Source organism: Streptomyces sp. WZ.A104 (genome assembly GCF_002382885.1).
GTDB lineage: Bacteria > Actinomycetota > Actinomycetes > Streptomycetales > Streptomycetaceae > Streptomyces.
Genome location: NZ_NWVL01000100.1, coordinates 1 through 24,338, shown reverse-complemented (window position 1 = coordinate 24,338; position 24,338 = coordinate 1). Strand labels below are relative to the sequence as shown.

Genomic DNA, 24,338 nt, shown 5'->3' with positions numbered 1-24,338 from the left:
GGGGGGGGGGCCGGGCCACCGTGGTGCGCACCGGGTGGACCGGCCCCAGGGAGGAGGGAAGAGGAGGGGCAGCGCGTCTCGGCGTCAGCCGATCACGTTGTCCACACCCTTCCTCGCCGTCTGCCACGCCTTGTCCGACGAGACTCCCTTGCGCTCGACCTCGCTCAGCGCGTTCGTGATCTGCTGCATCACGTTCTGGTCGTGCACACCCAGCACCTGCACCGGGGACTCCTTCGCCGCGTCACCGAAGATCCGGCCGATCGGAGCGCCCGAGAAGTACTCGTCCTTCGCGTCCGCGATCGTCTCGATGGCGCCCGTCGAGGACGGGAAGTTGCCCTGCTTCTGGAAGACCTTCGCCTGCTGCTCGGGGGCGGTCAGCCACTTGATGAGCGCGTACGCCTCCTTCTTGTGCTTGGCCGCACGCGGGATCGACAGGTACGAGCCGCCCCAGTTGCCCGCGCCGCCGGGCAGCTTGGCGATGTCCCACTTGCCCTTGCCGCCGTCACCGGCCTGGCCCTTGACGTAGCCGAGCATCCAGGCAGGGCAGGGGATCGTGGCGAACGAACCGGCGGAGAACGCCTGGTTCCACTGCGGGGACCACTGGTCGAGCTTGGCGCTCAGGCCCGCCTCGGCCGCCTCCACCGAGGTGTCCCACGCCTCCTTGACCGCCGGGTTCTTGTCGTAGATCAGCTCGCCGGAAGCGTCGTAGTACCGCTCCTCCTCCTGGCCGATCATGATTCCGTAGAGCGAGCCGACACTGTCCAGCCAGGCGCTCTTGGCGGGGGCCTTCTTCTTGTACTCCTTGCCCAGCTCCAGGTAGCCGTCCCAGGTGGCCCACCTCTTCGCGAGCTCCTCGCGGTCCGTGGGCAGCCCGGCCTGCTCGAAGAGGTCGGTGCGGTAGCACATCGCCTCGGGGCCGACGTCCGTGCCGAGGCCGAGGATCTTGCCGTCCTTCGTGGTCGCCGCCGACCACTTGGCCTCGGCGAACTCGCCCTTGAGCCGGTCGGCCCCGAACTCCTTCAGGTCCTGGAACTTGTCGGACTGCTGCTGGGTGACGGAGGCGATCCGGCCCACCTCGACGCCCTGCACGTCCGCGAGACCGCCGCCGCCCGCGAGGCGGGTCTGGAGCGACTTCCAGTAGTCCGCCTCGTCCTGGGTGTCGCTCTGCTTGATCTTCACGCCCGGGTTGAGCTTCTCGTACTCCTCGTACAGCCCGGCCTCCTTGAAGCCGAACGATCCGAAGAGGTCGACGGTGAGCGTGACCTTTCCGCCCGCGCCGTCGGCGGAGTCCGGCGAGTCGCTGGACCCGCAGGCGGCGAGGAGCGCCCCGGCGAGGACGACCGCGCCGAGGCGGGCAGTGGCTCTCTTGGCGGCTCGGGCGATGGGCATGGGAAGCCTCCCTTGGCTTCGGGATGAACCGAGCGCCTTGAGAGCGCTCTCAAAACCTGATCTGGAGCGTCCCCCACCGCCCTCGCTCCGTCAAGACTCGAACACATAACGGCTTGGCGTCCCGCCCGATCGACGCCCAACTGCCAGGCGTGCGCGTTCTCTTGACACTCACGTTTCAGGAGTTTTACGTTCCTTGGCACTTGAGAGCGCTCTCGAAGGCGCTCTTCGCCCCCCCATGATCGAGGTGCTGCTCGTGCGAACCTCCCTCTCCGGACTCGCCTCCAGAGGCGCTCCCAGAACCACCACCAGACCCGCTGCGGCGGCACTCCTCGCCGTCGCCGTGGCCGCCGTGGGCCTGGGCCCCGCCGCCTCCCCCGCGGCGGCCGCCACCATCCCCGCCGGTTCCGGCAGCTACACCGACTCCCGCCCCGCCGGCACCTCGGGCCCGACGACCAACACCGGGGCGCCCGTCACCCCCAAGGTCACCGCGGCCGCGAAGGACAAGCCGGTCCCGACCAACGACTGGTGGTCCTCGCTCGCCTTCCAGCGCTACGGCGACAACCCGTACTCCACCCCCATGTACGGCCACCCGCTCACCTACCAGGCGACCTCCGGCGGATTGGAGGTCGGCTACCCGACCACCCCCGCGATCGTCGGCGACGGCAGGCAGTACGAGTACGCCCACAAAGCCGACCTCACCGTCGGCCTGAGCGGCCTGAACTCGCCCGACACCAAGGCCGACGACTGGTCCGACTGGACGGTGACGCCCTACTGGGCGGACGGCTCCCGCACCTTCCGGGCCACCATCGGGCACGGCATGCCCTTCGTGTACGCCAAGGGCTCCGGCGGCGACGCCCGCGTCACGACCGCCTCCGCGCCCACGGTCTTCTCCGACCAGGGCAACGTCCTCGGCATCACGGTCGCCGGTCACCACTACGCCCTCTTCGCCCCGACCGGCAGCGACTGGAACATCTCCGGCTCCACGATCACCGCGGGTCTCGGCGGGAAGGACTACTTCTCGCTCGCGGTCCTGCCCTCCACCGACGCGCTCGCCACCTACCGGAAGTACGCGTTCAGTTTCGTCACCGGCTCCCGGGTGGCGTGGCAGTCCACCGGCGGCGACGTGCGGGCGACCTACACGCTCACCACCGAGGCCGAGGAGGGCACCGAGCGCGGCACGCTCCAGGCCCTCTACCGCCACCAGTGGCTGCACACCACCGACGCGCTGACCCCGTACACGTACGTGTCGCCGCGCGGCACGATGAAGGTGCGCGAGTCCGCCTCCTTCACCACCAGTCAGCGCAGCAGCGGCGTGGTGCCCGCGCTGCCCGCGACCAGCGGTGTCGACAAGGCGCGGCTGACCGGGTACCTCAACGAGGTCGCGAACGCGTCCGACCCGTTCTCGGGGGCCACGGACACCTACTGGACCGGCAAGGCGCTCGGCCGTCTGGCCCAGCTGGTGCCCGTCGCCGACCAGATCGGCGAGACCGCCACCCGCGACAAGCTCCTCGGGCTGATGAAGGGCCGGCTCCAGGAGTGGTTCACGGCGGGCGGGGCCAGTGAGTTCAGCTACGACAAGGACTGGAAGACCCTCACCGGCTACCCGGCCTCCTACGGCAGCGACACCGAGCTCAACGACCACCACTTCCACTACAGCTACTACGTCTACGCGGCGGCGATCGTCGCCCAGTACGACCAGGCCTGGGCCGCCGACTCGGCCTGGGGCACGATGATCAAGCACCTGATCCGCGACACCGCCAACCCCAGCCGCACCGACTCCGCCTACCCCTTCCTGCGCGGCTTCGACGTGTACGCGGGCCACAGCTGGGCCTCCGGCCACCAGGGCTTCGCGGCGGGCAACAACCAGGAGTCCTCGTCGGAGTCCATCAACCTCAGCGCGGGACTCGTCCTCTGGGGCGCGGCGACCGGCGACACCGCCCTGCGCGACCTCGGCAGCTACCTGCTGACGACGGAGTCGGAGGCGATCACCCAGTACTGGTTCGACGCCTCGCAGGAGGTCTTCCCCGCCTCCTTCGGCCACGACACCGTCGGCATGGTCTGGGGCAGCGGCGGCGCTTACGCCACCTGGTGGACCGCGAACCCGGAGGAGATCCACGGCATCAACGTCCTCCCGGTCACGGGTGGTTCACTGCACCTGGCCCGCGAGAAGGCGGCGATCAAGCGGAACATCGCCGAGATGGAACGGAACAACGGCGGCCCGGCCCAGGAGTGGCGTGACCTGCTCTGGGAGTTCGAGGCACTGTCCGACCCGGCCGCGGCGAAGGCCAAGTGGGACGCCGCGAACGGGAACTACGCCCCGGAGGCGGGTGAGTCCAAGGCGCACACCTACCACTGGATCAACACCCTGAACACGGTCGGCGCGCCGGACATGACCGTCAGCGGCGACCTGCCCACCTCCGCCGTCTTCTCGAAGGACGGCACCCGCACCTACACCGCGCACAACCACAGCTCCTCCGCACGTACGGTGAGCTTCTCCGACGGCAAGACCCTGTCCGTGCCGGCCCGCTCCACGGCCACGAGCACGGGCCCCGGCGGCGGAGACCCGGACCCGGGGGAGCCCGGCCCGTCCACCGGCAACACCTTCCGCCTCAAGACCGGCGGCATCCTCACCACCGCCACCACCGACCCGGCGGGCACGGACACCCTGGCCTCGGCCGACGGCGTCAACCGGGACGGCACGCCGTACCGCGCCACGGCCTACGAGATCAAGAACGTCGACGGCGAACTCGCCGCCGGGGCCGCCACGTCCTTCCGTCTCCGGGTCGACGCGGGCACGACGGTCGGGCTCGCCCCGCAGGTCCGGGTCAGCTACGACCTGACCGGCGACGGCACCTTCGACCGGGTGGAGACCTTCCGCTACTTCGCGACCGACCCGGTCGCGGGCTGGGAGGAGTACACCCAGGCGGTCGGCACCCAGGCCGTCACGGGCAGCCTGGGCGACCTCAGGGGCGGCACGGTCCGCCTGGAGATCTGGAACGCGCTCGGCAACGACACGTCGCAGGTTCAGACGGGGACGGAAGCGGCGGTGCTGAGGATTCCGTACGAGTAAGCGGTACGGGCAACCCGTAGGGCCCTTGGCCCGTACGGAACGGAACAGGTGCGGCGGGTCCCCGGCTCCTCAGGCGGAGGCCCGCCGCACGAGCGTGGTCGGGGTGATCACCGACTCGGGGACATCGCCGCTGCCCGTACGGTCCCGGTCCAGCGCGCGCAGCAGCAACCGGGCCATCAGCCGCCCCTGCGCCTCGATCTCCTGGCTGACGGTGGTCAGCGGCGGATCGGTCTGCTCGGCAACCGATTCCATGTCGTCGAACCCCACCAGAGCCACCTGCTCCGGCACGGAGATCCCGCGCTCGCGCAGCACCCGCAACGCGCCCGAGGCCATCAGGTCGTTGGCGACGAAGACCGCGTCCAGGTCGGGCCGCCTCTCCAGCAGCTCGGCCATCGCCCGTGCCCCGCTCTCCACGGTGAACGCCCCCTCGGCGACGAGCGTCGGGTCCACGTCCAGCAGCACGTCCCGATAACCGTCCAGCCGGTCCATCGCCGAGGTCTGGTCGGCGGGCCCGCCGATGTGCGCGATGCGCTCCCGGCCGAGGTCCTTCAGATACCGCACGGCCAGCCGCGCCCCGCCCCGGTTGTCCGCGTCGACATACGGGACGGCCTGGTCTCCCGGGTCGGCGGTCCAGCCGGGTCGCCCGCCGTACACCGCCGGGATGCCGGCCCGCCGGGTGATCGCGGGCACCGGGTCGTCGGTGTGCAGCGAGAACGCGAGCGCCCCGTCCACGTGCCCGCCGGACAGATACCTGGCGATCCGGTCGAAGTCCCCGGGCCCCTCCACCAGCAGCAGGACGAGCTGGGTGTCGTGGGCGGTGAGCTCCTTGCTGATGCCCCTGATCTGCTGCGAGAAGAAGGGGTCCGAGAAGAACCGCGTCTCCGGCTCCGCGATGACGACCGCCACGGCCCCGGTCCGCCGCGTGACGAGGGTCCGCGCGGCGTGGTTCGGGATGTACCCCAGCTCCTCGACCGCCCGGAGCACCTTGTCCACCAGGGGCTTGCGGACGCCGTCGCCCCCGTTGACGACCCGCGAGGCGGTGGCCCGGGAAACCCCCGCACGCGCCGCGACGGCTTCCAGGGTGGGCCGGGACCCGGGAGACTGCTCGGGCAAGGCGGTCGCTCCTCGTCGACGGGGCAGCGGCGACACGTGGTCGCCGTCTCGCCTACAGCCTAGCGCCGGGCACCCACAGGGCTGAGAGCGCTCCCAGGGGAGGCCCCGCGTCCGCTTGGGCCCGCTTCAGCCCTGCTTGAGGTCCGCGATGAAGGAGCCCCAGGCGGCGGTACGGAAGAGGAGGGCGGGGCCGTCGGTGACCTTGGAGTCGCGGACGGGGACGAGGTCGGGGACGCCGTCGAGGACTTCGAGGCAGTTGCCGCCGTCGCCGCCGCTGTGGGTGGACTTGCGCCAGGTGCCGACTTCGAGGCAATCGCCGCCGCTGCCGCCGCTGTAGGACGACTTGCGCCAGCTGGCGACCTCGACGCAGTTGCCTCCGCTGCCCCCGCTGTATGACGATTTCTGCCAGGTCGCTGTCGACAGGTCGTAGTCAGAGCTGCTGAGCTTCATCGTCGTATTCCTTTGCCGCCGACTCGATCCAGTCCAGGGATGAGGCCGGTGAGAGTGCGCTGGCCACGAGGAGATCGTAGGTCAGTTCGTACTGGCGAACAGTGGCTGGATCGTCCCTCAACTGCCCGGCGCCCAGGCCCTCAATGTAAGCCAGGGGCGGTTCGTCGGCGAAAGTCATTAGTTTGAGCGGGCCTTCGAGGGCCGCATGGGCTCCGACCGAGAACGGCAGCACCTGCACGATGACCCGCCGCTGCCTGATCAGTGTCGCGAGGTGCCGAAGAGCTTCCGCCATCACGGCGGGGCCGCCCACCGTGCGCCGCAGCGTTGCCTCGTCGAGCGCGGCCCACAACAAGGGCTTCGTTGGATGGGCCAGCAGCTGGGTCCGCTCCAGCCGACCGACGACCAAGTCGTGGATGACGCTGTCGACGGCGGTCGGCTGGTAGGCGTGGAACACCGCCCGCGCATACGCCTCCGTCTGGAGCAGCCCCGGAATGAGCTGAGGGGAGTACTGCTTGATGACCTCCGCCCGGGCCTCCGCCTCCGCCGCCTCCGCGAAGTGGTCCGGGTACTTCGACTTCTTCAGGGCCGCGCAGTTACGGGCGAAGAAGCCACCCGTGTCGAGGACCTCGTCCAGCTTCACGGCCTGATCCATCTGCATGCGGCGGACACCGGACTCCAGCTGGCCGATGAACGAGCCGCTGACGAAGAGCGGGGCCCCCAGCTCGGTCTGGGAGAGACCGGCCGCCTCTCTCCGGTGGCGTAACTCCGCCCCCAGCAGAGCCCTCGGTGACGAAGAGGGGTCGAGTTCTTTCGGACCAGGCAAGGCAACTCCCGATGGCACTCGTGCGGTTGTTGGAACTGCGCCTCTTCCAGGCTAGCGGCGCGTTGGACACGCTGGGTATGCATTCCCATTACTCAGAGTGGAAGGTGTGCACCATGGAAGCGATGGAGCGGCGCAAGGCGGCGGCGGACAGAGTGCGGACGGCGGAGGACGCGGTGGCGCAGCTGAGGGAAGGGCTCGCGGAGTTCGGTCTGAAGCTGCCGTCGCTGCGGATCGATCCCGTCTCGTGCGCGGGCAACGAGCCGGCGCCGCTGGTGGACCTGGGCCGCTGCAACATCGACACCGCGTTGCGGCTGTGCGAGGTGCTGGCGGAGAAGGAGAGCGGTCATGACGGGTGAGGGACTTGAGTCGTGTACGCCCGAGCCGGGGTCGTTCGCGGTGGACGAGCGGGACGGGCGGGTCGGCAGGGTGATGGGCCGGGTCGGGCCGTACGTACAGCTGAGGCCACCGGGCGGCGGGCCCGAGTGGGACTGCCCGCCGGAGGTGGTGCGGCCCGCGCCACCGGGGGTGGTGCTGCGGGCCCGGGTGACCGAGATCAACCGGGAGGGGCAGCTGCCACGCTGAGGCGCGGTGGGCCGGTGGGCCGGTGGGCCGGTCGCGGTCGGGCCCACCGCCGCTCGGAGGCGTGTGCGGGGGCGCAGGCTGCGGAACGCCATGTGGTGCGCGGAAAGTTGCTCGTGGCGCGCCGGGCCCTCGGCCTGTCGATGGCGGTCGAACTCCGGGGAGTCCTTGACCTGCGGAACGGCCGGGTCTGTTGAGGGCTGCATGCCCGGGCCACCCGTACGTGGGACGCTGGTGAGAAGCGGCGTGCAGCCGCGAAAGCCCCGATCTAGCCTTCTCGGCAAGGCCACGGAAGAAGGGACCCGCGATGACCGCAGCGTTCGTCGAGGACGGCCAGGCATCGGATGGGCACGCGTGGGACTACCTGCTGCAGACATGGCGTGAACTGGACGTGCCCGAAGGGTGGCGCGCCGAGATCGACGAGGGGCAGATCGTCTTGGTACCACCGCCGCACGCGCACCACAATGGCATTGCCGCCAAAGTGCGGCGCAGGCTCTACGCGACGTTGCCCGAGGACCTGGAGATCTACCAGACCCTCGGCATCCATGTAGCCCCGCTCGGCAAGCTGTACGTCCCCGACCTGGTGGTGATGCCAGGGGAGCTGATCGCCGCCGCCGATCCCGAGACCAGTGATCCGATGGACGCCTCGGAGGCGTTGCTCGTCGTCGAGATCACGTCGAAGGGCAACGCGCGGGAGGACCGCACCAAGAAGTACCGCGCGTATGCCCGTGCGGGCGTTCCGATGTACCTGCTGATCGACCGGTTCGACACCCGGGGCCCGATGGCCACGCTGTTCACGGAGCCGAGCGAGGACGGTACGTACAAGCACACGGACGCGGTGCCGTTCGGTAAGCCGCTGGTCGTGCCGCCGCCGTTCGATGTCTCGCTCCCGACGGGCGAGTTCCCGGGGCCCGCCGCACCGTAGGCTCATCGGCCGCCCCGCGCGGGGCGTCGCCCCGGGTGGGGCGGCCCGCCTCAGCCGAGCCAGCCGCGGCGTACCGCTTCGGCGCCCGCCTCGAAGCGGGAGTGGGCGCCCAGGCGGGTCATGAGTTCGGCCATCATGCGGCGGGTGGTGCGCACCCCCAGGCCGAGTCGCCGTGCGACGACGGTGTCGGTGTGGCCCTGGGCGAGCAGGCGCAGCAACTGCCTTTCCTGGCCGGTCAGCCCGTTGTCGTCGTGTTCGCGGTCGGTGGCGGTGCCGAAGTCGTCCGCCTGGTCCCAGATGGCCTCGAAGAGCGCGGCGAGGGCGGTGAGGATGCCGGGCCCCTGGAGCTGGAGGGCGCCGCGGGTGGTGTCCTCGGGGTCGATGGGCAGCAGGGCGGCGCGCCCGGTGAACAGGACCATGCGCAAGGGCAGCACCGCGGCGGTCCGTACGTGTGCTCCCTGGGAGGTGAGCCACCGGGCGTAGCCCAGGGTCGTGGGGTCGTTGCGCACGGAGGCCTGGTAGAGGGTGCGCATGGGGATGCCGCGCTCCAGCAGGGCGGCGTCCAGGGGGCGGGAGGCGTCGAGGGTGGCTTGGGTCTGCGCGCCGCCGGGCATGAAGGACATCAGGGGTGCCGTGGCCTCGCGGGCCAGTTGTTCCAGGCGGATGCGGATCTCCTCGACGCCGGTGAGGGCTTCGACGTGGGTGCGGCTCGCCTCGGCTTCGGCGTGCTGGCGCAGCAGGGTCAGGGCGGCGACCTGGGCGTCCGCGAACTCCTGCTGGGAGCGCCGCAGTTCTCCCTCGCGCATGGACAGAAGCAGCTGGATGCCGACCGACGGGGGGACCGGGCGGAGCGTGCCTTCCGCGTGGGGCGAAGTGTGCAGCAGGCTCAGTTCGGCGAGCTGGTCGAGCGCGGCGCGTATGCCGCTGTCGGGCAGGGCCAGGGCCGCGGAGAGCTCGGCGACGCCGTACTCCGGTTCTTCCAGCATGAGCCGGTAGACCGCTTCGGCGGTGTGGTCGATTCCGAGCGCGTGCAGCTGCGACATGGAGTTCCCCCAGTTCAGTTCCTTATCGCGCCGATGGTGACGATAGCCGCGGCCGGGCAGCTTGCTGCCCGCAAACCTCCTGCCTGGGCGAAACCCTGGGCAATGTCCGTCTCGCATTTCAAGATCAGCGCATGCTTATGGTGACCGTGGCCCTCAGGGGTCCGCAAAGTGCTGCCCTGCCTGCCGATGTGCTGGACATCCTGTGGTTCGTCGCCTCTTTCGAACGCGGCGTCGAGCATCTGCACGCCGATTCCCCCGAGGTCGGAGGCATCGGCCATCTGACGTTCTTCGTCAAAGGGCCGACGCGGGAGAAGGCCGTGGCGTTGGCGCGCGGGATCACCCGCCGGGCGCTGGTGGACTCACCGGCGCTGACCGGCTGGCACGTGGTGCCGATGCCGGGGCAGCCATGAGGCAGGAGGCTGCCAGGCCACCCCCTGCCACATTGATCTTCTTCCTTTCGGGCTGCCGGGCGAGCAGTGTTGATTCCACGCCGAGCGGGACGCCCCGGAACTTCCGAGGTTTCCAGACTTTCCGAGGATTCCGACGCTTCCGGAGTTCCGGAGTTTCCGCCCGAGCCTTCCATTCAATTTGCCCGTCCCGTCTGAAGGAGCACCATGTCTGCCGCCCGCCGACTGCTCAGCGCCACTGCCGTCGCTATCGCCCTCGTCGCGTCCCTGGCCGCCGGAATCGCACTGGACGAGCTCGCCGAGCCCAAGGCGGAGATTCGCAGCCAGGGCGTGCAGGACTCCGCCGGATGGGGATAGAGGCCGCTCCCACCCCGACCACCACTACCGCATGACGATGCAGCTGAGGACCTACGTTGACCCCGACCACCTCTTCCATGGCCGCCACGCCGTCCGTGACCACCGCACCGCCCGCACCCGCCACCTCCCCCGTCTCGCGGCTCGGGCTGTGGCTCGGCCCCCTCCTGGCGCTCGGCGCGACCGCCATCTGGTCCGGGAACTTCGTCGTCGCCCGTCATCTGGGCGATGTCATACCCCCCGTCCAGACCTCCTTCTGGCGGTGGGTGATCGCCCTCGTCGCCGTCGCCCCCTTCGCCACGCGAGGGCTCCTGCGCGACTGGCCCGCGGTGCGCCGGCACGCCGGTCTGATCGTGGTCGCGGCCCTGCTGGGGGTGACCCTGTTCAACACCCTGATCTACATCGCCGGGCAGTCGACGTCCGCCACGAACCTGGCTCTGATCGCGGCCGCCTCACCCGCGGTGATCGCGGCGTTCGCCTTCCTGGACGGGGAGCGGATGACCGCCGTCCGCGCCACCGGCATGGTCATCGCGTTCGTCGGTGTGGTCACCCTGATCTCCAAGGGGAGCGTCACCGCCCTGCTCTCGATGGACTTCCGGGCCGGAGACCTGTGGATGCTCGCCGCGATGGCGACGTTCGCCGCCTACTCGGCGCTCCTCAAGCGCAAGCCGTCCACCATCTCCGGCCCCAGCTTCCTGCTGGCCACCTTCGCCGCGGGCACCGTGATGCTCGCTCCCGTGTACGCCGTGTCCGTCGCTCTCCAGGGGGCCTTCACGCCCAGCGGCGCCACCGTCGGACCGCTGCTCTACATCGGCGTCGCCTCGTCCGCGATCGCCTTCTACACCTGGAACAAGGCCGTCTCCCTCATCGGCGCCACCCGCGCCGGGATCGTCTACTACCTCCAGCCCGTGTTCGTCGCCTGTGTCGCCTACCTCGCGATCGGCGAGCACATCACGCTCATCCAGGTTCTCTGCATGGGCGCGATCATCACCGGCGTCGCCGTCGGCGCCAAGCGCTGAAACCGCCCGCCCCGATACGTGCTGAAACCGCCCGACCCGATACGTAAGGAAGAACTCATGTCGCTTCACGTCAACGCCGACCGTCTGCTCTCCGACCTCACCCACCTGTCCCAGATCGGGGCCGGGCAGGACGGCGCCCTGTGGCGCATCGCCGGTACGAAGGCCGACTGGGCCGGGCGGGACTGGCTGGACAAGACCATGCGCGTGGAGGGCCTGCACACCTACTACGACGAGACGGGCAACGTCTTCTCCCGCCGCAGGAACACCTCCGGGCCCTGGCTGCTCCTCGGTTCGCACGCCGACACGGTGCCCGCCGGTGGCCACCTGGACGGCGCCTACGGAGTCATCGCCGCCATGGAGGTGCTGCGCACCCTGCACGAGGAGGGGCACCCGCTGGCCGATCACGTGGAGAGCGTGGCCTGGTTCGACGAGGAAGGCGTACGCCCGGAGTCGGCCGGCGGGCTGGTGGGCTCCACCGCCCTCGCGGGCTCCGCTCACGCCGCGGACCTCGTGGGCTATCTGGAGATCCACATCGAACAGGGCCGCCGTATGGAGAAGGCCGGGCTGAACCTGGCACCCGTCACCGGCATCGTGGGCGTACGCCGCTACCAGGTGTCCGTGTCCGGGCAGGAGAACCACGCGGGCACCACGATGTGGGTGGACCGCCAGGACGCGGGGCGGGTGGCCGCCCGTATGGTCGCCGAACTGAAGGACATCATCCTGGCCGTCGATCCGAAGGGGATCGGCAACGCCGGTGTCATCAGCTTCGGCCCCGGAGCGGCCAACGTCGTGCCGGGCACCGCCAGTGCCGAACTGGAGGTCCGGGCCTCCTCGGAAACGGCCCTGGACCGCATCGAAACCGACCTGGACGAGACCCTTTCCCGTATCGCGGCGGAGGAGAACTGCGCTGCCGAGCTGGTCCGTGTCTCCGCCAAGCCCGCCGCGCACTTCGACAAGCGTGTCCTGAACGCCGTCCATGAGACCTGTCTGGAGAAGGGCCGCACGGATCAGCTGCTCTCCTACGCGGGGCACGACGCGTCAGTGATCTCCACGCGCCTTCCCACCGCGATGATGTTCGTGCCCTCCACCGGCGGGTTCTCCCACTCCAACAAGGAGCACACGCCCGATGAGCAGCTGGTCCTGGGGGCACAGGCCCTGCTCGACGCGGTCCTGAAGGTGGCGCCGATGCTGCTGGAGCAGGTGAGTTCCCCTGTGGCACTGGCGGCGTGAGAGCCGCCCCGGCCCCAGCGCCCCCGGCCCGCCCGGCTCCGCCGTCTCGTGGGGCCGGGCGGAGCCGCATCCACCGAAGCCGGGGAGCGACGATCCACAGGTTTGCGATGATCGACCTCACTGAACAGCACGAGCGGTCACGACACCACCGGAGGATTCATGGACGCACTCAGCAGCGAGGGAATGTGCGAGCTCGATCCGGTCACCTGGGACGCGCTGATCGACGCGCTGAAGGCCAACGGCGTGTCCGACGAAGTGCTCAGCAAGGTCTGCCGGGAAGCCCTCGAAAAGATCAACACCACGCCGGCCGCGGTCCGGGAGGAATGGCTGGCCACCGGCTTCAAGCCCTTCTGAACGACTGGCAGCCCGGCCGAGGGCACGGGCCGCATTTCCGGTGCCGAGCGGCCCTGACCCGCACCGGAATGTCCACGGGTCGGCCGGGGTCCTGGCCGTCGCCGCCCTGCTCGGCGGGCTGCTGATCAAGGGCCCGGCGAGGACCGCCGCCCCCGCCGAGCCCTGGTCGGCCCCGACCCTGCCGGGTTGGGGAACCTTCCTACGAGGCCCGGCGGGAGGTCAGACCCCCGCCGGGGCCTTGGCCGGGTCGGTGCCGGGGTCCGGGCCGCCGGTGCCCCCGGGCCCGCCCGTCGCTCCCGCCTCTGGAGCCGGGTGCGTGCCGCCCGTGGCGGCGACCGTGGACGAGACCGGCTCCTGGGAGACGTTGAACTCGGTCAGCAGGTCCTTGCCGAAGCCGAAGAAATACGTGGCGACGAACCCGGCGACATACCCGACGAGCAGGCCGCCCGCGTAGATCGCGATCGTCGAGCCCAGCCCGTGGTTGCCGTCCAGGAGCGGGAACAGGGCCCAGCCGGACGGGCCGATGGCCGTCGAGCCGACCGTGTCGCCGAGCTGGTTGAACAGGCCGACGAAGCCGCCGCCGAACGCGCCGCCCACGCACGCCGTGATGAACGGGCGGCCCAGCGGCAGCGAGACGCCGTAGATCAGGGGCTCGCCGACGCCCAGCAGGCCCGCCGGAAGCGCGGACTTGATGGTGCGGCGGATCGACTCGTTACGGGGGAGGCGGCAGTAGACCGCCATCGCGGCGCCCACCTGGCCCGCGCCCGCCATGGCCAGGATCGGCAGCAGGACCGTGTAGCTCTGCTGCTCGATCAGCGTGGTGTGGATCGGGATCAGCGCCTGGTGCAGGCCCAGCATGACCAGGGGCAGGAACAGGCCGCCGAGCACGAAGCCCGCGCCCGCGCCGCCGTTGGCCAGCAGCCAGTTGGCGAACGTACCGATCGCGGAGGACACCTCGCCCGCCACGAACATCAGGCCGAAGATGGTCACCAGGCCGGAGATCAGCACCGTCAGGGTCGGGGTGACCAGGACGTCCAGCGCCTCCGGCACCCACCTGCGGCACCACTTCTCCACGTACACCGCGAGCACCGCCGCGCCCAGTGCGCCGAGCACACCGCCCTGGCCGGGGGAGAGGCTCTGGCCGAACGCGTCGATGTCTCCGACGCCCGGGAAGACGATGATCGCCGCGACCGCACCGCCCAGGACCGGCGTGCCGCCGAACTCCTTGGCCGTGTTGTAGCCCACGAACACCGCGATCAGCGCCATGAAGCCGGACGCCATCGCCGCCAGCGCGGGCGTGACGGAGGGCAGCCACTCCAGGTTGGTCAGCAGGCCGCCCAGGCCCGCGATGATCCCGCAGCCGATGAGGGCCGGGATCAGCGGCACGAAGATGTTGGCGATGCGGCGCAGGAACAGCTTGAACGGGGTCGCGTTCCTCGCCTTCCGCCGGGCCTTGATCGCCGCGCCCTGTGCCGCCAGCTCCTCGGCCGACACGGCGGCGGGAGCCGGGGCCGGTTCCGGTGCTGCCGCGCGGGCCTCCTCCACCAGCCGCTCGAACTCCGGCGTGACCCGGGCGACCGTGCCCGGACCCAGCACGATCTGGTACGAGTCGTCCTCGACGACGCCCATCACGGCGGGCAGGGCCCTCAGCGCCTCGTCGTCGACGAGGGACCGGTCGTGCAGACCGAGCCGGAGCCGGGTCATGCAGTGGGCGATGGAGCTGACGTTCGCGGCGCCACCGACGAGCGGAAGGATCGCGGCGGCGGTGGCGCGGTTCTTGTCTTCTGTGGCCATGGTGCTCGGAGCCTTGCTGTGCGGGGGGTGTGGTGCCTGTGGCGCCCAGGGGGGTGGGTCAGGTGGTGCGTGCGGCCGTGAGGGCGGAGCGGAGGTGGCCGTCGGACTCGGTCAGGAGACGGGTGGCGGTGGGGCCGTCGACCCCGCCGAGGATGGCGAGGATCGCGTGCTTCACCTCGCCGTCGGTGGCGGCGAGCGCGGCCTCGATCTCGGCGTCGGAGGCGCCGGTGGCCAGGGAGACGATGTGCCGGGAGCGGGCCCGCAGTTTCTCGTTGGACGCGCGGACGTCGACCATGAGATTCCCGTACGTCTTGCCGAGCCGGATCATCGTGATCGTCGAGATCATGTTGAGGACGAGCTTCTGTGCCGTGCCCGCCTTCAGCCGGGTCGAGCCGGTGAGCAGCTCGGGGCCGGTGACGACCTCCAGGGGGTGTTCGGCGGCGGCGCCGAGCGCGGAGTCCGCGTTGCAGGACAGCCCGATGGTCAGGGCGCCCTGGGCGCGGGCGTGCTCGACCGCGCCGATCGCGTACGGCGTGCGGCCGGAGGCGGAGATGCCCACCACCGTGTCGTCGGCGCTCAGCTTCAGCGCGTCCAGGTCGGCGGCGGCCAGCTCCTTGCTGTCCTCCGCGCCCTCGACGGCGGTGACCATGGCGGAGGGGCCGCCCGCGATCAGACCGATGACCTCGGACGGGTCGGTGTTGAACGTGGGCGGGCACTCGCTGGCGTCCAGCACTCCGAGTCGGCCCGCGGTGCCCGCGCCCGCGTAGATCAGCCGGCCGCCGCGCGCCATCCGCTCGGCGGTGGCGTCGATCGCCGCGGCGATCCGCGGCAGCCGCTCGGCGACGGCGGCGGGGACGGTGGCGTCCTCGCCGTTCATGATGCGGGCGATCTCCTCGGTGGGCAGCCGGTCGATCTCGGCCAGCTCGGGGCGGAACGCCTCGGTGGTGAGGGTCGCCAGCTGGGCGCGGAGCTCGCCGTAGCCGCCGGAGGTGCTGGAGGTCTCGGCGTTCGTGCCGGTGGTGGAGGTCATGGAGGGCTGCTCTGCTTTCTCGGTCTCGTACGCGTACGGGCGGTGCGCGGCCCGCTCCCGGGGCCAGGGGGTGCCGGGGGTCAGGAGGGTCAGCGGGTCCGGGGGGTGTGGCGGTGGGCGAGGGCCTCGTACGACGCGGAGAGCGCGGGCGCAGCGGTCTCGTACGTCCGCTGCGCGACGCCTATGAACAGGCAGTCCACGACGAGCAGCTGGCTCGTGCGGCTCGACATGGCGGCGGGGCGCAGCTCGCTCTCGCGGGCGGTGGACGTGGTCAGCACATGGTCCGCGTACTGCGACACGGGCCCGTCGGGCCGCCCGGTGATCGCGACCGTCGTGGCCCCGTGTTCGAACGCGACCCGCAGCGGCTCGATGACGTCGCCGGTCGAGCCGGAGTGGGTGATCGCTATGGCCACGTCACCGCTGCGCAGCTGGACGGCGTTGGTCACCGCGAGGTGCGGGTCCGTGTGGGCGTGGGCTATCAGGCCGATCCGGAGCAGCTTCTGCGCCAGGTCCTGACCGACGAGCGAGGAGGCCCCCACGCCGTAGATGTCGATGCGGCGGGCGGTCGAGGCGGCGGCCACCGCGGCCCCCAGCTGCACGGTGTCGAGCCCGGCGGCGGTGTCCGCGAGGGTCTGCTGCTCGTCGTGGGCGAGCTTGGCGACCACGTCGGCGATCGGGTCGTCCACCGCGATGTCGGCGGTCACGGCGGGCGACCGCCCGGACTCCTGGTGTGCGGCGAGCCCGGCCAGCGCGAGGCGCAGGTCCCGGTAGCCCGGGTAGCCCAGGAGGCGCGCGGTGCGGACGACGGTGGCCTCGCTGGTGCCGGTCAGCTCGGCGAGACCGGTGACGGTGAGTGCGGAGCATCCGGCCGGGTCGCCCGCGACGGCTTCGGCGACCAGCTGCATGGAACGGGTCATGGAGGGCGCGAGCGTCCGGACCTTGGCGGCGAGGGCCGCGGGGGCGGGCGGGGACTCGCCGCTGAAACTTTCCTTCACGTCAATGGTCACATCTGAAAGATATTTTCAACCCGGGTCCCCGTCAACCCCCGCTCCTTCTCCGGTCCCTGCCCCTGGCCGTTGGTCGCTGCCTCCGGCGCGGGCGCACAATGGTGGGCATGGAGCTGAACCCCCTGGAGCAGGCACTGCACACCGCCCGCGCGCTCGTCATGGCCGACCTCGCCGCGGTCGACGTCGCCGAGGCGGACATCGTCTCGCTGGTCGAGGACGCCGTGACGCACCGGCGCTGGTGGGTGGAGCAGTGGCCTGAGGGCACGGAGTTCGTGGCCGGGCTGGTCGCCCAGGACGTACAGGACGCCCTGCTGGAGCGGTACGGGCGGTGGCCGCTGTGCCCCGCGTGCGACGGGGACGAACCGCACGCCCTGGACGTGGAGCCGGAGCTCGGCCCCGATCCGCACTGGGTGTGCACCAAGGCGGCCGTGGCCGTCGCACCGGTGGGGGCGCTGGGCGAGGCGCTGCGGCGGTGACCCTCTACATCGACCCGCCCACCTGGCCCGGACACGGCCGCCTCTGGTCGCACCTGGTCAGCGACACCTCGTTCGAGGAGCTCCACGCCTTCGCCGCCGCCATCGGCTGCCCGCCCCGGGCCTTCGAGCGCGACCACTACGACGTACCGGAGGCGCACTACGCGGACGCGGTGCGGGCCGGGGCGCGGGAGGTCGGTTCGAAGGAGCTGGTGCGGCGGCTCACGGCCGCGGGGCTCCGGAGGCCGAAGGGGCGGCCGAGACCCTAGGGTCGGCCGAGGCCCCAGGGGCCGCCGCGCTCCTCGCGATCAGCCGTGAGCGCGAGCCGCTGCCGCCCCGGCCGTCACCGCCGCGCTGGAGGCGCAGCGACACCGCCACCGCCGCCAGGGCCAGGACCGTCATCGCCGCGCCCGCCCAGGCCGTGGACGCGAAGCCGAAGTCCAGGTCGATCACCGTGCCGCCGAGCCACGGGCCGCTCGTGTTGCCCAGGTTGAACGCGGCCGTCGTCGTGGCCCCGGCCAGCGTCGGGGCGGCCCCGGCGACGTTGAACATCCGGGCGTTCAGCGCGGGTGCGGTGAAGAAGGCGGAGAGGCCCAGCAGGAACGCCAGCGCGATCACGGCGACCTGGCTGGAGGCGAACAGGGCCAGCGCCGCCAGGAACACCGTGGACGCCGTGATGCCGATCAGCAGCACTCCGAAGAGGTGCGCGTCCGCGACCCGGCCGCCGATCGTCGTACCGATCAGCGCACCGACCCCGAAGAGACCCAGAATCCACGGCACCCAGCCCGAGTCCAGGCCTGCCACGTCCGTGAGCAGCGGTGCCAGATAGCTGAACGCGCAGAACACGCCGCCCGCGGCGAGCGCGGTGATCACGATCGCCAGCCAGACCTGCCGGTCCCGGTAGATCGCCAGCTCCCGCTTCAGCTCGGGCTTCTTCTCCGGCAGCGGGATGTGCGGGATGCGCGTGATCACGCCGAGCAGGGCCACCGCGGAGGCCGCGCCCACCGCCCAGAACGCGGAGCGCCAGCCCAGGTGCTCGCCGAGGAAGGCCCCCATCGGCACGCCCAGCACGTTGGCGATCGACAGCCCGCCGATCATCACGGCCATCGCCCGCGCCCGCGAGTTCACCGGCACCATGGCGATGGCCACGGCCGCCCCGACCGCCCAGAAGCCCGCACAGGCGAGCGCGCTCACCACGCGGGAGGCGAAGAGGACCTCGTACGTCGGGGCCAGTGCACCGGCGATCTGACCGAGGCCGAACACCGAGATCAGCGCGATGAGCGTCGTGCGGCGGGGCAGGCGGAGTGTGGCGACGGCGAGCAGCGGGGCGCCGACCACCATGCCGATCGCGAACGCGGATATGAGGAGCCCGGCCTGTGGGATCGACACGTTCATGTCGTCCGCGATCGGCGGCAGCAGGCCCGACAGCATGAACTCGCTGGTGCCGAGGGCGAAGACCGAGAGACCGAGAATGTATACGGCCAGGGGCATGGGGGCGCGGCGCTGGGGTGAGTCGGGCATGACTCGTCCCAACGCCGCGGGACGCCCTCGCATTCCCGGTTCTCTCAGCGGGTGGACCGTGTGCCAGCGGGTGGACCGTGTGCGCGCGTTACGCGGGCAGCGCGTGCAGCTTCGTGCCGTGCAGCGCGAAGACGTGCTTGCCGTCGGTGGCCACCAGCCAGGCGTGGTGGTCGCCGGACTCGTCGTTGAACGTCCAGCGCAGGGCGCCGGTCTTCGCGTCGAAGGCGTGGATGCCGCCCTGCTTGTCCAGGTCGGTGGCCCCGTAGAGGGTGCCGCCCGCCCTGACGAACTGCCGGGGGATGGGGGTACCGGTGCCCGCGAGGTCCTTGGACTGCCAGAGCTTCTTGCCGGTACGCGGCTCGACGGCCCACAGCGTCCGCCCGCTGTCCGCGATGTGGAGGACGTCGTCCAGCACGGCCGGTTCGCTGAAGGCCGCGAACCGTTCGGCCTGGAGGGACCACTTCTGGGACCCGTCGGACAGGGCGAAGGCCTGGAGCCGTTCCCCCTGCGGGACGATCACCAGGTCCTGGTGGACGGTGAAGGGCCCGTAGCTCGTCTTCGTCGTCTTCTGCGTCCACACCTGCTTGCCGGTGGCGGTGTCGCGCACCGTGAGGTTCTTCTTGAAGTCGGTGTAGACGAGGTAGCGGCCCTGCACGGCGGCGTGCACGCCGTTCTGCTGGGTGCCGAGGTCGCGCCGCTCCTTCCAGGCGAGCTTGCCCGTGGCACTGTTCAGCGCGGCGATCACGTTGGTGCGGGACGATCCGTCGGCCTCAAGGATTTCGGCGATGACGTACACCTGCTCGCCGTCCACGGCGACGGGCCTCGGCTGCCGGTACTCCTTGCCCAGGTGGCTGCGCCAGGTCTCCTTGCCGGAGGCCGGGTCGTACCCGACGACGCTGCCGTCGTACGCGCCGCTGGCCAGATACAGCGTGCCGCTGCCGTCACCGCCGAGGAGCAGCGGCGCACCGGGGATCGCGCCGTCCTCCAGCGACCACCGCTCCGCGCCGGTCGCCCCGTCGAGGGCGGCCAGCGGGTCACCGCTCGCGATCACCACGCCGCCCACGGCGACCAGCTCGTCGTTGTCCCCGTAGGTCTTGGCGGACGTCGTCCTCGTCCACAGCGGCTTGGGGGCCTGCCCGTCGTCGGGGGCCTTGCCGTCCTCGGGAGAAGCGCCGCGCGGCGGGGCGCTGCTCTCGCCGTCCGTCGTCGGCTCGTCCTCGCAACCGGTCAGTCCGGCTCCGAGAACCGCCATCGTGAGCCCGCCCCCGGCCAGTCGCAGTATTCGCCGCCGGGAGGATCTGCCGAACGTCGTGCCGTATCCCGTGGACATGTCGCTGTACCCCCGTGGAGTTCTCATGGGTGGAAACGTGTGCGTGCTGCTTTGCGGAGTGTGCATCTGCGATGCGAGACGTTAGCCGTCGTCCGGTGCCACTGGCCGCTCCCGGGCCCGACCGGGACGACACCGTGAACGAACCGGAACATTCGCGGGCCGCCGGGGGCCGGTCACTCGGGGCCGGAGGACTCCAGCAGCTCCAGCTCCGTCGCCAGGTTGTGCCGCGCCCGCGCCTCCCACTCGGCCGCCCCGTACGGCGTACGGAACAGCCGGGGCAGGTCCAGGAGCTGGCGCAGCACCGCCGCCCGGCCCTCTCGGAACGCCTCGTCCGGGACGAAGCCGTACTCCTCGCGGACCCGGGCCGCGTACGCGCCGTACTCCTGCGGGCCGCCCGCCAGGATCGCGAGGTCGGCGTCGCACAGCACTTCGCCGTTGCGGTCGCCGTCCGCCGGGTCGTGCGTGACGGTGAGGCGGACCAGCCGGGCGACCTCCGCCGTCACCGCGTCCGGCACCCCGGCCTCGGGCAGCGCGCGCTCGGCGAGGGCGGCGCTGCGCTCCTCGTTCTCCGTGCGGTCGGGCCGGTAGACCGCGTCGTGGAACCAGGCGGCGAGGCGTACCGCGTGCACGTCGTCGGAGTGGCCGGCCAGGGTGTCGATCCGGTCCAGGACCGCGATCAGGTGGTCGGTCGTGTGGTAGCGGCGCTGTGGTTCGGCCCAGCGGGCGAGGAGATGGTCGGCGTACGGCAGCGGATCGGGGCCGTCCGCGCCGGACCGCGCGGCGAGGAGCGTGTCGCGCCAGCGGTCGCGGAGGGCGGCGGTGTCGGGCGGGCGTGGGTGGTCCGTCATGGGACGACCTTAGGACCAACGGGTCCGTTGGCTCCGGTGGGCCTTCCACCTTCCGGACCGGCTCTTGTCGCCCCGTCCCGCGGTCATTACCGTGCGCCCGTGATGATGATGGATCTCAACGCGGACCTCGGCGAGGGTTTCGGCAACTGGACCCTCACCGACGACGACGCGCTCCTCGCCTGCGTCACGAGCGCCAACGTCGCCTGCGGCTTCCACGCGGGCGACGCCTCCGTCATGCGGCGGGTCTGCGACGCTGCGGCGGCGAACGGTGTACGGATCGGGGCGCAGGTCTCCTACCGGGACCTGGCCGGGTTCGGCCGCCGCTCGATGGACGTGCCGTCGGCCGAGCTGACCGCGGAGATCGCTTACCAGATAGGCGCGTTGCGGGTCTTCGCCGAGGCCGCGGGCTCCACCGTCTCGTACGTCAAACCGCACGGCGCCCTCTACAACCGGGTCGTCCGGGACGAGGACCAGGCCGCCGCCGTCGTCGCGGGCATCCGGCTGGCGGGCGGGACCCCGGCCGTCCTCGGGCTGCCCGGCTCCCGCCTCCTCGCCCACGCGGCGGCCGCCGGACTCCCCGCCGTCGAGGAGGCGTTCGCCGACCGCGCGTACACCCCGCGGGGCACCCTGGTCCCGCGCGGCGAACCGGGCGCGGTGGTGCACGACGCGGACGCCGTCGTGCGCCGGAGCGTCGGCATGGCCGTCGACCGGGCGGTGACCGGGGTGGACGGCAGCCGGATACCGGTCGCGGCCCGTTCGATCTGCGTCCACGGGGACACCCCGGGCGCGGCCGCCCTCGCCCGCCGGGTGCGGTCCGCGCTGGAGGAAGCGGGCGTCGTGGTGCGGGCGTTCGTGTGAGGGGGCGCGGCGGCGGCGCCGGTGCCGAGGACGTGCCTGTGCCGCTGGACGCGGTACGTGAGGGTGCGCCGGTGTTGCCGGAAGCCGCACCCGAGGGCGTGCGTGTGCCGCCCGGCGCCGCGTCCGAGGGCGTGCGCGTGTCCGGTGCCGTGCCTGCGGGCGTGCGGGTGCCGCCCGGTGCCGCGCCGGTCCGCGTTCTGCCCGCCGGGCCGTACGCGCTGCTCGTCGAACTGGCCGACGGCGAGCACGCCGAGGCCTTCCACGCCGAGCTGCTCCGCCGCCGTGAGCGCGGTGCGCTCCCCGCCGTACGCGAGATCGTCCCGGCCGCCCGTACGGTCCTGCTCGACGGGATCGCGGACCGTGCGCCGGGGGCCCGGGACAGGTTCGCCCGGGAGCTCGCCTCCTGGCGGGTGCCGCCGCTGCTCCGTGAGGCGCGGGACCCGGTGGAGATCCCCGTGGTCTACGACGGCCCCGATCTCGACGACGTTGCCGCGCTCTGGGGCGTCGGGGCCGCCGAGGTGGCCGCCCGCCACTCCCGTACCGCGTTCAGGGTGGCGTTCTGCGGGTTCGCGCCGGGGTTCGGCTACCTCACCGGGCTGCCCGAGCACCTGCACGTACCCCGGCGCATGAGCCCGCGCACCCGCGTCCCGGCCGGAGCGGTGGCCCTCGCCGGGCCCTACACCGGGGTGTACCCGCGTCCGTCGCCCGGCGGCTGGCAGCTCATCGGGCGGATGCCGGACCCGGGCGTCCTGTGGGACCCGGCCCGGGAACCGGCGGCCCTGCTGGAACCGGGGACGCCGGTGCGGTTCGTGGCCGTGGCGGCGGGGGTGGACGGCGGGGCCTCCCTCGCGCTCCCCCCGCCCCGGTCGGGCCCGGCCGGGGAGCGCGCGTGAGCCCCGCCCCCCGCCTCCACGTCGTCCGGGCCGGAGCGCTCACCACCGTGCAGGACGCGGGCCGTCCCGGCTACGCCCACCTCGGGGTCGGGCGGGCCGGAGCACTGGACGGGCCCGCCGCCCGGCTGGCCAACCGGCTGGTGGGCAACCCACCGGGCGCCGCCGTCCTGGAGACCACACTCACCGGCTGCGCGGTCCGCCCGGAGGCGCCCGTGGTGGCCGTCGTCGGCGGTGCGGGCTGCCGGGTGACGGTCGACGGGCGGCCGGTGGCGTGGGGCGCTCCGGTGCGCGTACCGGCGGGAGCGGTGCTGGACGCGGGCCCCGCCGCCTGCGGACTCCGCGGCTATCTGGCGTTCGCGGGCGGCCTGGAGCCGGAAGCGGTGCTGGGCAGCCGCTCGGCGGACCTCCTCTCGGGGCTCGGGCCGCCTCCCCTGCGCGAGGGCGACGCGCTGCCGCTGGGCGATCCGGCGGAGTGCGGTCCGCCGCCGGCCGGTCCCGTCCCCTGGCCGGGCGCGCCCGCCGAGCTCGTGCTGCCGGTCCACCCCGGACCCCGCCACGCCTGGTTCACCGAAGCCGCGCTCCGTACCCTCCTCACCGCCGCCTACCGGGTCTCGCCCCACAGCAACCGCATCGGGCTGCGCACGGAGGGGCCCGCGCTGGAGCGGTCCCGTGCGGGTGCGGCGGGCGAACTGCCCAGCGAGGGCATGGTCCTGGGCGCCATCCAAGTGCCGCCGGACGGCAGGCCCGTCGTCTTCCTCAACGACCACCCGACGACCGGCGGATACCCGGTCCTCGGAGTCGTCCCCGAACCGGCCCTCGCAGCGGCGGCCCAGGCGGTGCCGGGGACCGGGCTGCGTTTCGTACGCGCCTGAGCGGCGGGCCCGGGAGGATTCCCGGGCCCGCCGCGTGGACTACGGGCCTCACCCCGCCTTGAAGGTGTGCAGCCGCAGGGAGTTGCCGACCACGAAGACGGACGAGAAGGCCATCGCGGCTCCGGCGATCATCGGGTTGAGGAGTCCGGCGGCGGCCAGCGGAAGGGCCGCCACGTTGTAGGCGAAGGCCCAGAACAGGTTGGTGCGGATGGTGGAGAGGGTGCGGCGGGAGAGGCGGATGGCGTCGGCGGCGGCGTTGAGGTCGCCGCGGACGAGGGTGAGGTCCCCCGCCTCGATGGCGGCGTCGGTGCCGGTGCCCATGGCGAGGCCGAGGTCGGCCTGGGCGAGGGCGGCCGCGTCGTTGACACCGTCCCCGACCATCGCCACCGAACGGCCCTCGGCCTGAAGGCGCTTGACCACGTCGACCTTGTCCTGCGGCATGACCTCCGCGTACACCTCCTCGATGCCGACCTCGGCCGCTACCGTCTCCGCCACGGCCCGGTTGTCACCGGTGAGGAGGATCGGGGTCAGGCCGAGTGCGCGGAGGCGGCGGACGGCCTCGGCGCTGGTGTCCTTGACCGCGTCGGCCACCTCCAGCACCGCCCGTGCCTCCCCGTCCCAGGCGACGGCGATCGCGGTGCGCCCGGCGGCCTCGGCGGCCTTCTTCGCCTCGGCCAGGGGGGCGGGCAGGCGGATCTCCCACTCGGTCAGGAGTTGTTCGCGTCCGACGAGGAGGGCGTGGCCTTCGACGGTGCCCTGGACGCCGAGGCCGGGGATGTTGGTGAAGTCGTCGGGGGTGGGGAGGGGGCCGGTGGTGTCGGTGGCGGCGGTGGCGACGGCTTGGGCGATGGGGTGTTCGGAGGCGTTCTCCAGTGCTCCGGCGAGTCGGAGGGCTTCGTGTTCGGTGGTGGTTTTGGTGGTGTGGGTGGTGTGGAGGGTCATGCGGCCGGTGGTGA

General features: G+C 72.0%; 26 protein-coding genes. 14 read left to right on the top strand and 12 right to left on the bottom strand.

Annotated features, from left to right (window positions below; all coding sequences use genetic code 11):
- Positions 1-84 precede the first annotated feature (84 nt).
- The gene (locus CIB93_RS33670) at positions 85-1,389 is read right to left on the bottom strand and encodes an ABC transporter substrate-binding protein (RefSeq protein ID WP_096632460.1); all 1,305 of its coding nucleotides are present in this window, start codon (positions 1,387-1,389) and stop codon (positions 85-87) included.
- Between the two features lie 235 nt (positions 1,390-1,624).
- On the opposite strand from CIB93_RS33670, the gene CIB93_RS33665 reads away from it, so the two are divergent.
- A complete protein-coding gene (locus CIB93_RS33665; RefSeq protein ID WP_096632459.1) occupies positions 1,625-4,459 on the top strand; it encodes a glycosyl hydrolase in 2,835 nt (944 codons plus the stop codon).
- A 69-nt stretch (positions 4,460-4,528) separates the two neighbouring features.
- On the opposite strand, the gene CIB93_RS33660 is transcribed toward CIB93_RS33665, so the two are convergent.
- The 3 genes from CIB93_RS33660 to CIB93_RS33650 all read right to left on the bottom strand — a co-directional run bounded on the left by CIB93_RS33660 (position 4,529) and on the right by CIB93_RS33650 (position 6,845).
- Positions 4,529-5,572: a LacI family DNA-binding transcriptional regulator gene (locus CIB93_RS33660; RefSeq protein ID WP_096632457.1), complete on the bottom strand. Its 1,044-nt coding sequence runs from the start codon at positions 5,570-5,572 to the stop codon at positions 4,529-4,531.
- Positions 5,573-5,698: 126 nt separating this feature from the next.
- Complete coding sequence (locus CIB93_RS33655) at positions 5,699-6,022, bottom strand: DUF397 domain-containing protein (RefSeq protein WP_096632455.1); 324 nt, start codon at positions 6,020-6,022, stop codon at positions 5,699-5,701.
- The gene (locus CIB93_RS33650; protein ID WP_096632454.1) at positions 6,003-6,845 is read right to left on the bottom strand and encodes a helix-turn-helix transcriptional regulator; all 843 of its coding nucleotides are present in this window, start codon (positions 6,843-6,845) and stop codon (positions 6,003-6,005) included. Before CIB93_RS33650 ends, CIB93_RS33655 begins: the two co-directional genes overlap by 20 nt.
- Positions 6,846-6,958: 113 nt before the next feature.
- On the opposite strand from CIB93_RS33650, the gene CIB93_RS33645 reads away from it, so the two are divergent.
- The 3 genes from CIB93_RS33645 (at position 6,959) to CIB93_RS33630 (ending at position 8,349) form a co-directional block, all read left to right on the top strand.
- Positions 6,959-7,201: a hypothetical protein gene (locus CIB93_RS33645; protein WP_096632452.1), complete on the top strand. Its 243-nt coding sequence runs from the start codon at positions 6,959-6,961 to the stop codon at positions 7,199-7,201.
- Positions 7,191-7,427, top strand: a complete 237-nt coding sequence (locus CIB93_RS33640; RefSeq protein ID WP_096632451.1) for a hypothetical protein — start codon at positions 7,191-7,193, stop codon at positions 7,425-7,427. The genes CIB93_RS33645 and CIB93_RS33640 overlap by 11 nt, the downstream gene beginning before the upstream one ends.
- Positions 7,428-7,731: 304 nt before the next feature.
- The gene (locus tag CIB93_RS33630) at positions 7,732-8,349 is read left to right on the top strand and encodes a Uma2 family endonuclease (protein ID WP_096632449.1); all 618 of its coding nucleotides are present in this window, start codon (positions 7,732-7,734) and stop codon (positions 8,347-8,349) included.
- Between the two features lie 50 nt (positions 8,350-8,399).
- On the opposite strand, the gene CIB93_RS33625 is transcribed toward CIB93_RS33630, so the two are convergent.
- On the bottom strand, positions 8,400-9,392 hold the full coding sequence (locus CIB93_RS33625) for a helix-turn-helix transcriptional regulator (protein WP_096632447.1): 993 nt from the start codon (positions 9,390-9,392) through the stop codon (positions 8,400-8,402).
- 131 nt (positions 9,393-9,523) lie between these two features.
- Here CIB93_RS33625 and CIB93_RS33620 point away from each other — a divergent pair, with 131 nt between their 5' ends.
- From CIB93_RS33620 to CIB93_RS33605, 5 genes are all read left to right on the top strand, one after another.
- Positions 9,524-9,802 (top strand): hypothetical protein, encoded by a 279-nt coding sequence (locus CIB93_RS33620; RefSeq protein WP_257002482.1) that lies wholly within the window; start codon positions 9,524-9,526, stop codon positions 9,800-9,802.
- Between the two features lie 204 nt (positions 9,803-10,006).
- A complete protein-coding gene (locus CIB93_RS38270; RefSeq protein ID WP_179500335.1) occupies positions 10,007-10,156 on the top strand; it encodes a hypothetical protein in 150 nt (49 codons plus the stop codon).
- Between the two features lie 77 nt (positions 10,157-10,233).
- A complete protein-coding gene (locus tag CIB93_RS33615; RefSeq protein ID WP_096632444.1) occupies positions 10,234-11,172 on the top strand; it encodes a DMT family transporter in 939 nt (312 codons plus the stop codon).
- A 57-nt stretch (positions 11,173-11,229) separates the two neighbouring features.
- On the top strand, positions 11,230-12,402 hold the full coding sequence (locus CIB93_RS33610) for a M20/M25/M40 family metallo-hydrolase (RefSeq protein WP_096632443.1): 1,173 nt from the start codon (positions 11,230-11,232) through the stop codon (positions 12,400-12,402).
- Positions 12,403-12,561: 159 nt separating this feature from the next.
- Positions 12,562-12,756: a hypothetical protein gene (locus CIB93_RS33605; RefSeq protein WP_096632442.1), complete on the top strand. Its 195-nt coding sequence runs from the start codon at positions 12,562-12,564 to the stop codon at positions 12,754-12,756.
- Positions 12,757-12,975: 219 nt separating this feature from the next.
- Here the strand turns inward: CIB93_RS33605 and CIB93_RS33600 are convergent, their stop codons facing one another.
- From CIB93_RS33600 to CIB93_RS33590, 3 genes are all read right to left on the bottom strand, one after another.
- A complete protein-coding gene (locus CIB93_RS33600) occupies positions 12,976-14,550 on the bottom strand; it encodes a PTS transporter subunit EIIC (RefSeq protein ID WP_096632441.1) in 1,575 nt (524 codons plus the stop codon).
- A 58-nt stretch (positions 14,551-14,608) separates the two neighbouring features.
- Positions 14,609-15,580, bottom strand: coding sequence for an N-acetylmuramic acid 6-phosphate etherase (gene murQ, locus CIB93_RS33595; RefSeq protein WP_096632440.1), 972 nt, complete (start codon positions 15,578-15,580; stop codon positions 14,609-14,611).
- 89 nt (positions 15,581-15,669) lie between these two features.
- Positions 15,670-16,587, bottom strand: a complete 918-nt coding sequence (locus CIB93_RS33590; protein WP_096632439.1) for a MurR/RpiR family transcriptional regulator — start codon at positions 16,585-16,587, stop codon at positions 15,670-15,672.
- Between the two features lie 107 nt (positions 16,588-16,694).
- Here CIB93_RS33590 and CIB93_RS33585 point away from each other — a divergent pair, with 107 nt between their 5' ends.
- Together CIB93_RS33585 and CIB93_RS33580 are read left to right on the top strand one after the other, a co-directional pair.
- Entirely contained in the window at positions 16,695-17,063 is a 369-nt protein-coding gene (locus CIB93_RS33585) for a hypothetical protein (RefSeq protein ID WP_096632437.1), read from the top strand.
- Positions 17,060-17,329 carry a DUF4031 domain-containing protein gene (locus CIB93_RS33580; RefSeq protein WP_096632436.1) on the top strand — a complete coding sequence of 90 codons (270 nt, stop codon included), beginning with the start codon at positions 17,060-17,062 and terminating at the stop codon, positions 17,327-17,329. The genes CIB93_RS33585 and CIB93_RS33580 overlap by 4 nt, the downstream gene beginning before the upstream one ends.
- On the opposite strand, the gene CIB93_RS33575 is transcribed toward CIB93_RS33580, so the two are convergent.
- The 3 genes from CIB93_RS33575 to CIB93_RS33565 form a co-directional block, all read right to left on the bottom strand.
- Positions 17,283-18,551, bottom strand: coding sequence for a Cmx/CmrA family chloramphenicol efflux MFS transporter (locus tag CIB93_RS33575; protein ID WP_179500337.1), 1,269 nt, complete (start codon positions 18,549-18,551; stop codon positions 17,283-17,285). The two genes, CIB93_RS33580 and CIB93_RS33575, sit on opposite strands and share 47 nt — an antisense overlap.
- A gap of 118 nt (positions 18,552-18,669) precedes the next feature.
- The gene (locus CIB93_RS33570; protein WP_096632433.1) at positions 18,670-19,911 is read right to left on the bottom strand and encodes a PQQ-binding-like beta-propeller repeat protein; all 1,242 of its coding nucleotides are present in this window, start codon (positions 19,909-19,911) and stop codon (positions 18,670-18,672) included.
- A 173-nt stretch (positions 19,912-20,084) separates the two neighbouring features.
- Positions 20,085-20,759, bottom strand: coding sequence for a hypothetical protein (locus CIB93_RS33565; protein ID WP_096632432.1), 675 nt, complete (start codon positions 20,757-20,759; stop codon positions 20,085-20,087).
- 108 nt (positions 20,760-20,867) lie between these two features.
- Between CIB93_RS33565 and CIB93_RS33560 the strand changes: the two genes are divergently transcribed.
- The 3 genes from CIB93_RS33560 (at position 20,868) to CIB93_RS33550 (ending at position 23,382) form a co-directional block, all read left to right on the top strand.
- Positions 20,868-21,617 (top strand): LamB/YcsF family protein, encoded by a 750-nt coding sequence (locus CIB93_RS33560; RefSeq protein ID WP_096632463.1) that lies wholly within the window; start codon positions 20,868-20,870, stop codon positions 21,615-21,617.
- A 137-nt stretch (positions 21,618-21,754) separates the two neighbouring features.
- Positions 21,755-22,510 carry an allophanate hydrolase subunit 1 gene (locus CIB93_RS33555; RefSeq protein ID WP_373558831.1) on the top strand — a complete coding sequence of 252 codons (756 nt, stop codon included), beginning with the start codon at positions 21,755-21,757 and terminating at the stop codon, positions 22,508-22,510.
- Positions 22,507-23,382 carry a biotin-dependent carboxyltransferase family protein gene (locus CIB93_RS33550; RefSeq protein ID WP_096632431.1) on the top strand — a complete coding sequence of 292 codons (876 nt, stop codon included), beginning with the start codon at positions 22,507-22,509 and terminating at the stop codon, positions 23,380-23,382. Before CIB93_RS33555 ends, CIB93_RS33550 begins: the two co-directional genes overlap by 4 nt.
- Before the next feature lie 48 nt (positions 23,383-23,430).
- Here CIB93_RS33550 and CIB93_RS33545 read toward each other — a convergent pair.
- A partial coding sequence (locus CIB93_RS33545) for an HAD-IC family P-type ATPase (RefSeq protein ID WP_143660119.1) occupies positions 23,431-24,338 on the bottom strand: 908 nt, incomplete at its 5' end.

Excerpts from the sequence above, each read along its gene's own strand:
- CIB93_RS33615 (WP_096632444.1), top strand. The coding sequence starts at position 10,234 with ATGGCCGCCACGCCGTCCGTGACCACCGCACCGCCCGCACCCGCCACC.
- CIB93_RS33585 (WP_096632437.1), top strand. The coding sequence starts at position 16,695 with ATGGAGCTGAACCCCCTGGAGCAGGCACTGCACACCGCCCGCGCGCTC.
- CIB93_RS33630 (WP_096632449.1), top strand. The coding sequence starts at position 7,732 with ATGACCGCAGCGTTCGTCGAGGACGGCCAGGCATCGGATGGGCACGCG.
- CIB93_RS33625 (WP_096632447.1), bottom strand. The coding sequence starts at position 9,392 with ATGTCGCAGCTGCACGCGCTCGGAATCGACCACACCGCCGAAGCGGTC.
- CIB93_RS33655 (WP_096632455.1), bottom strand. The coding sequence starts at position 6,022 with ATGAAGCTCAGCAGCTCTGACTACGACCTGTCGACAGCGACCTGGCAG.
- CIB93_RS33670 (WP_096632460.1), bottom strand. The coding sequence starts at position 1,389 with ATGCCCATCGCCCGAGCCGCCAAGAGAGCCACTGCCCGCCTCGGCGCG.
- CIB93_RS33665 (WP_096632459.1), top strand. The coding sequence starts at position 1,625 with ATGATCGAGGTGCTGCTCGTGCGAACCTCCCTCTCCGGACTCGCCTCC.
- CIB93_RS33620 (WP_257002482.1), top strand. The coding sequence starts at position 9,524 with ATGCTTATGGTGACCGTGGCCCTCAGGGGTCCGCAAAGTGCTGCCCTG.
- CIB93_RS33570 (WP_096632433.1), bottom strand. The coding sequence starts at position 19,911 with ATGTCCACGGGATACGGCACGACGTTCGGCAGATCCTCCCGGCGGCGA.
- murQ (WP_096632440.1), bottom strand. The coding sequence starts at position 15,580 with ATGACCTCCACCACCGGCACGAACGCCGAGACCTCCAGCACCTCCGGC.
- CIB93_RS38270 (WP_179500335.1), top strand. The coding sequence starts at position 10,007 with ATGTCTGCCGCCCGCCGACTGCTCAGCGCCACTGCCGTCGCTATCGCC.
- CIB93_RS33575 (WP_179500337.1), bottom strand. The coding sequence starts at position 18,551 with ATGCCCCTGGCCGTATACATTCTCGGTCTCTCGGTCTTCGCCCTCGGC.
- CIB93_RS33600 (WP_096632441.1), bottom strand. The coding sequence starts at position 14,550 with ATGGCCACAGAAGACAAGAACCGCGCCACCGCCGCCGCGATCCTTCCG.
- CIB93_RS33605 (WP_096632442.1), top strand. The coding sequence starts at position 12,562 with ATGGACGCACTCAGCAGCGAGGGAATGTGCGAGCTCGATCCGGTCACC.
- CIB93_RS33560 (WP_096632463.1), top strand. The coding sequence starts at position 20,868 with ATGGATCTCAACGCGGACCTCGGCGAGGGTTTCGGCAACTGGACCCTC.
- CIB93_RS33565 (WP_096632432.1), bottom strand. The coding sequence starts at position 20,759 with ATGACGGACCACCCACGCCCGCCCGACACCGCCGCCCTCCGCGACCGC.
- CIB93_RS33640 (WP_096632451.1), top strand. The coding sequence starts at position 7,191 with ATGACGGGTGAGGGACTTGAGTCGTGTACGCCCGAGCCGGGGTCGTTC.
- CIB93_RS33645 (WP_096632452.1), top strand. The coding sequence starts at position 6,959 with ATGGAAGCGATGGAGCGGCGCAAGGCGGCGGCGGACAGAGTGCGGACG.
- CIB93_RS33610 (WP_096632443.1), top strand. The coding sequence starts at position 11,230 with ATGTCGCTTCACGTCAACGCCGACCGTCTGCTCTCCGACCTCACCCAC.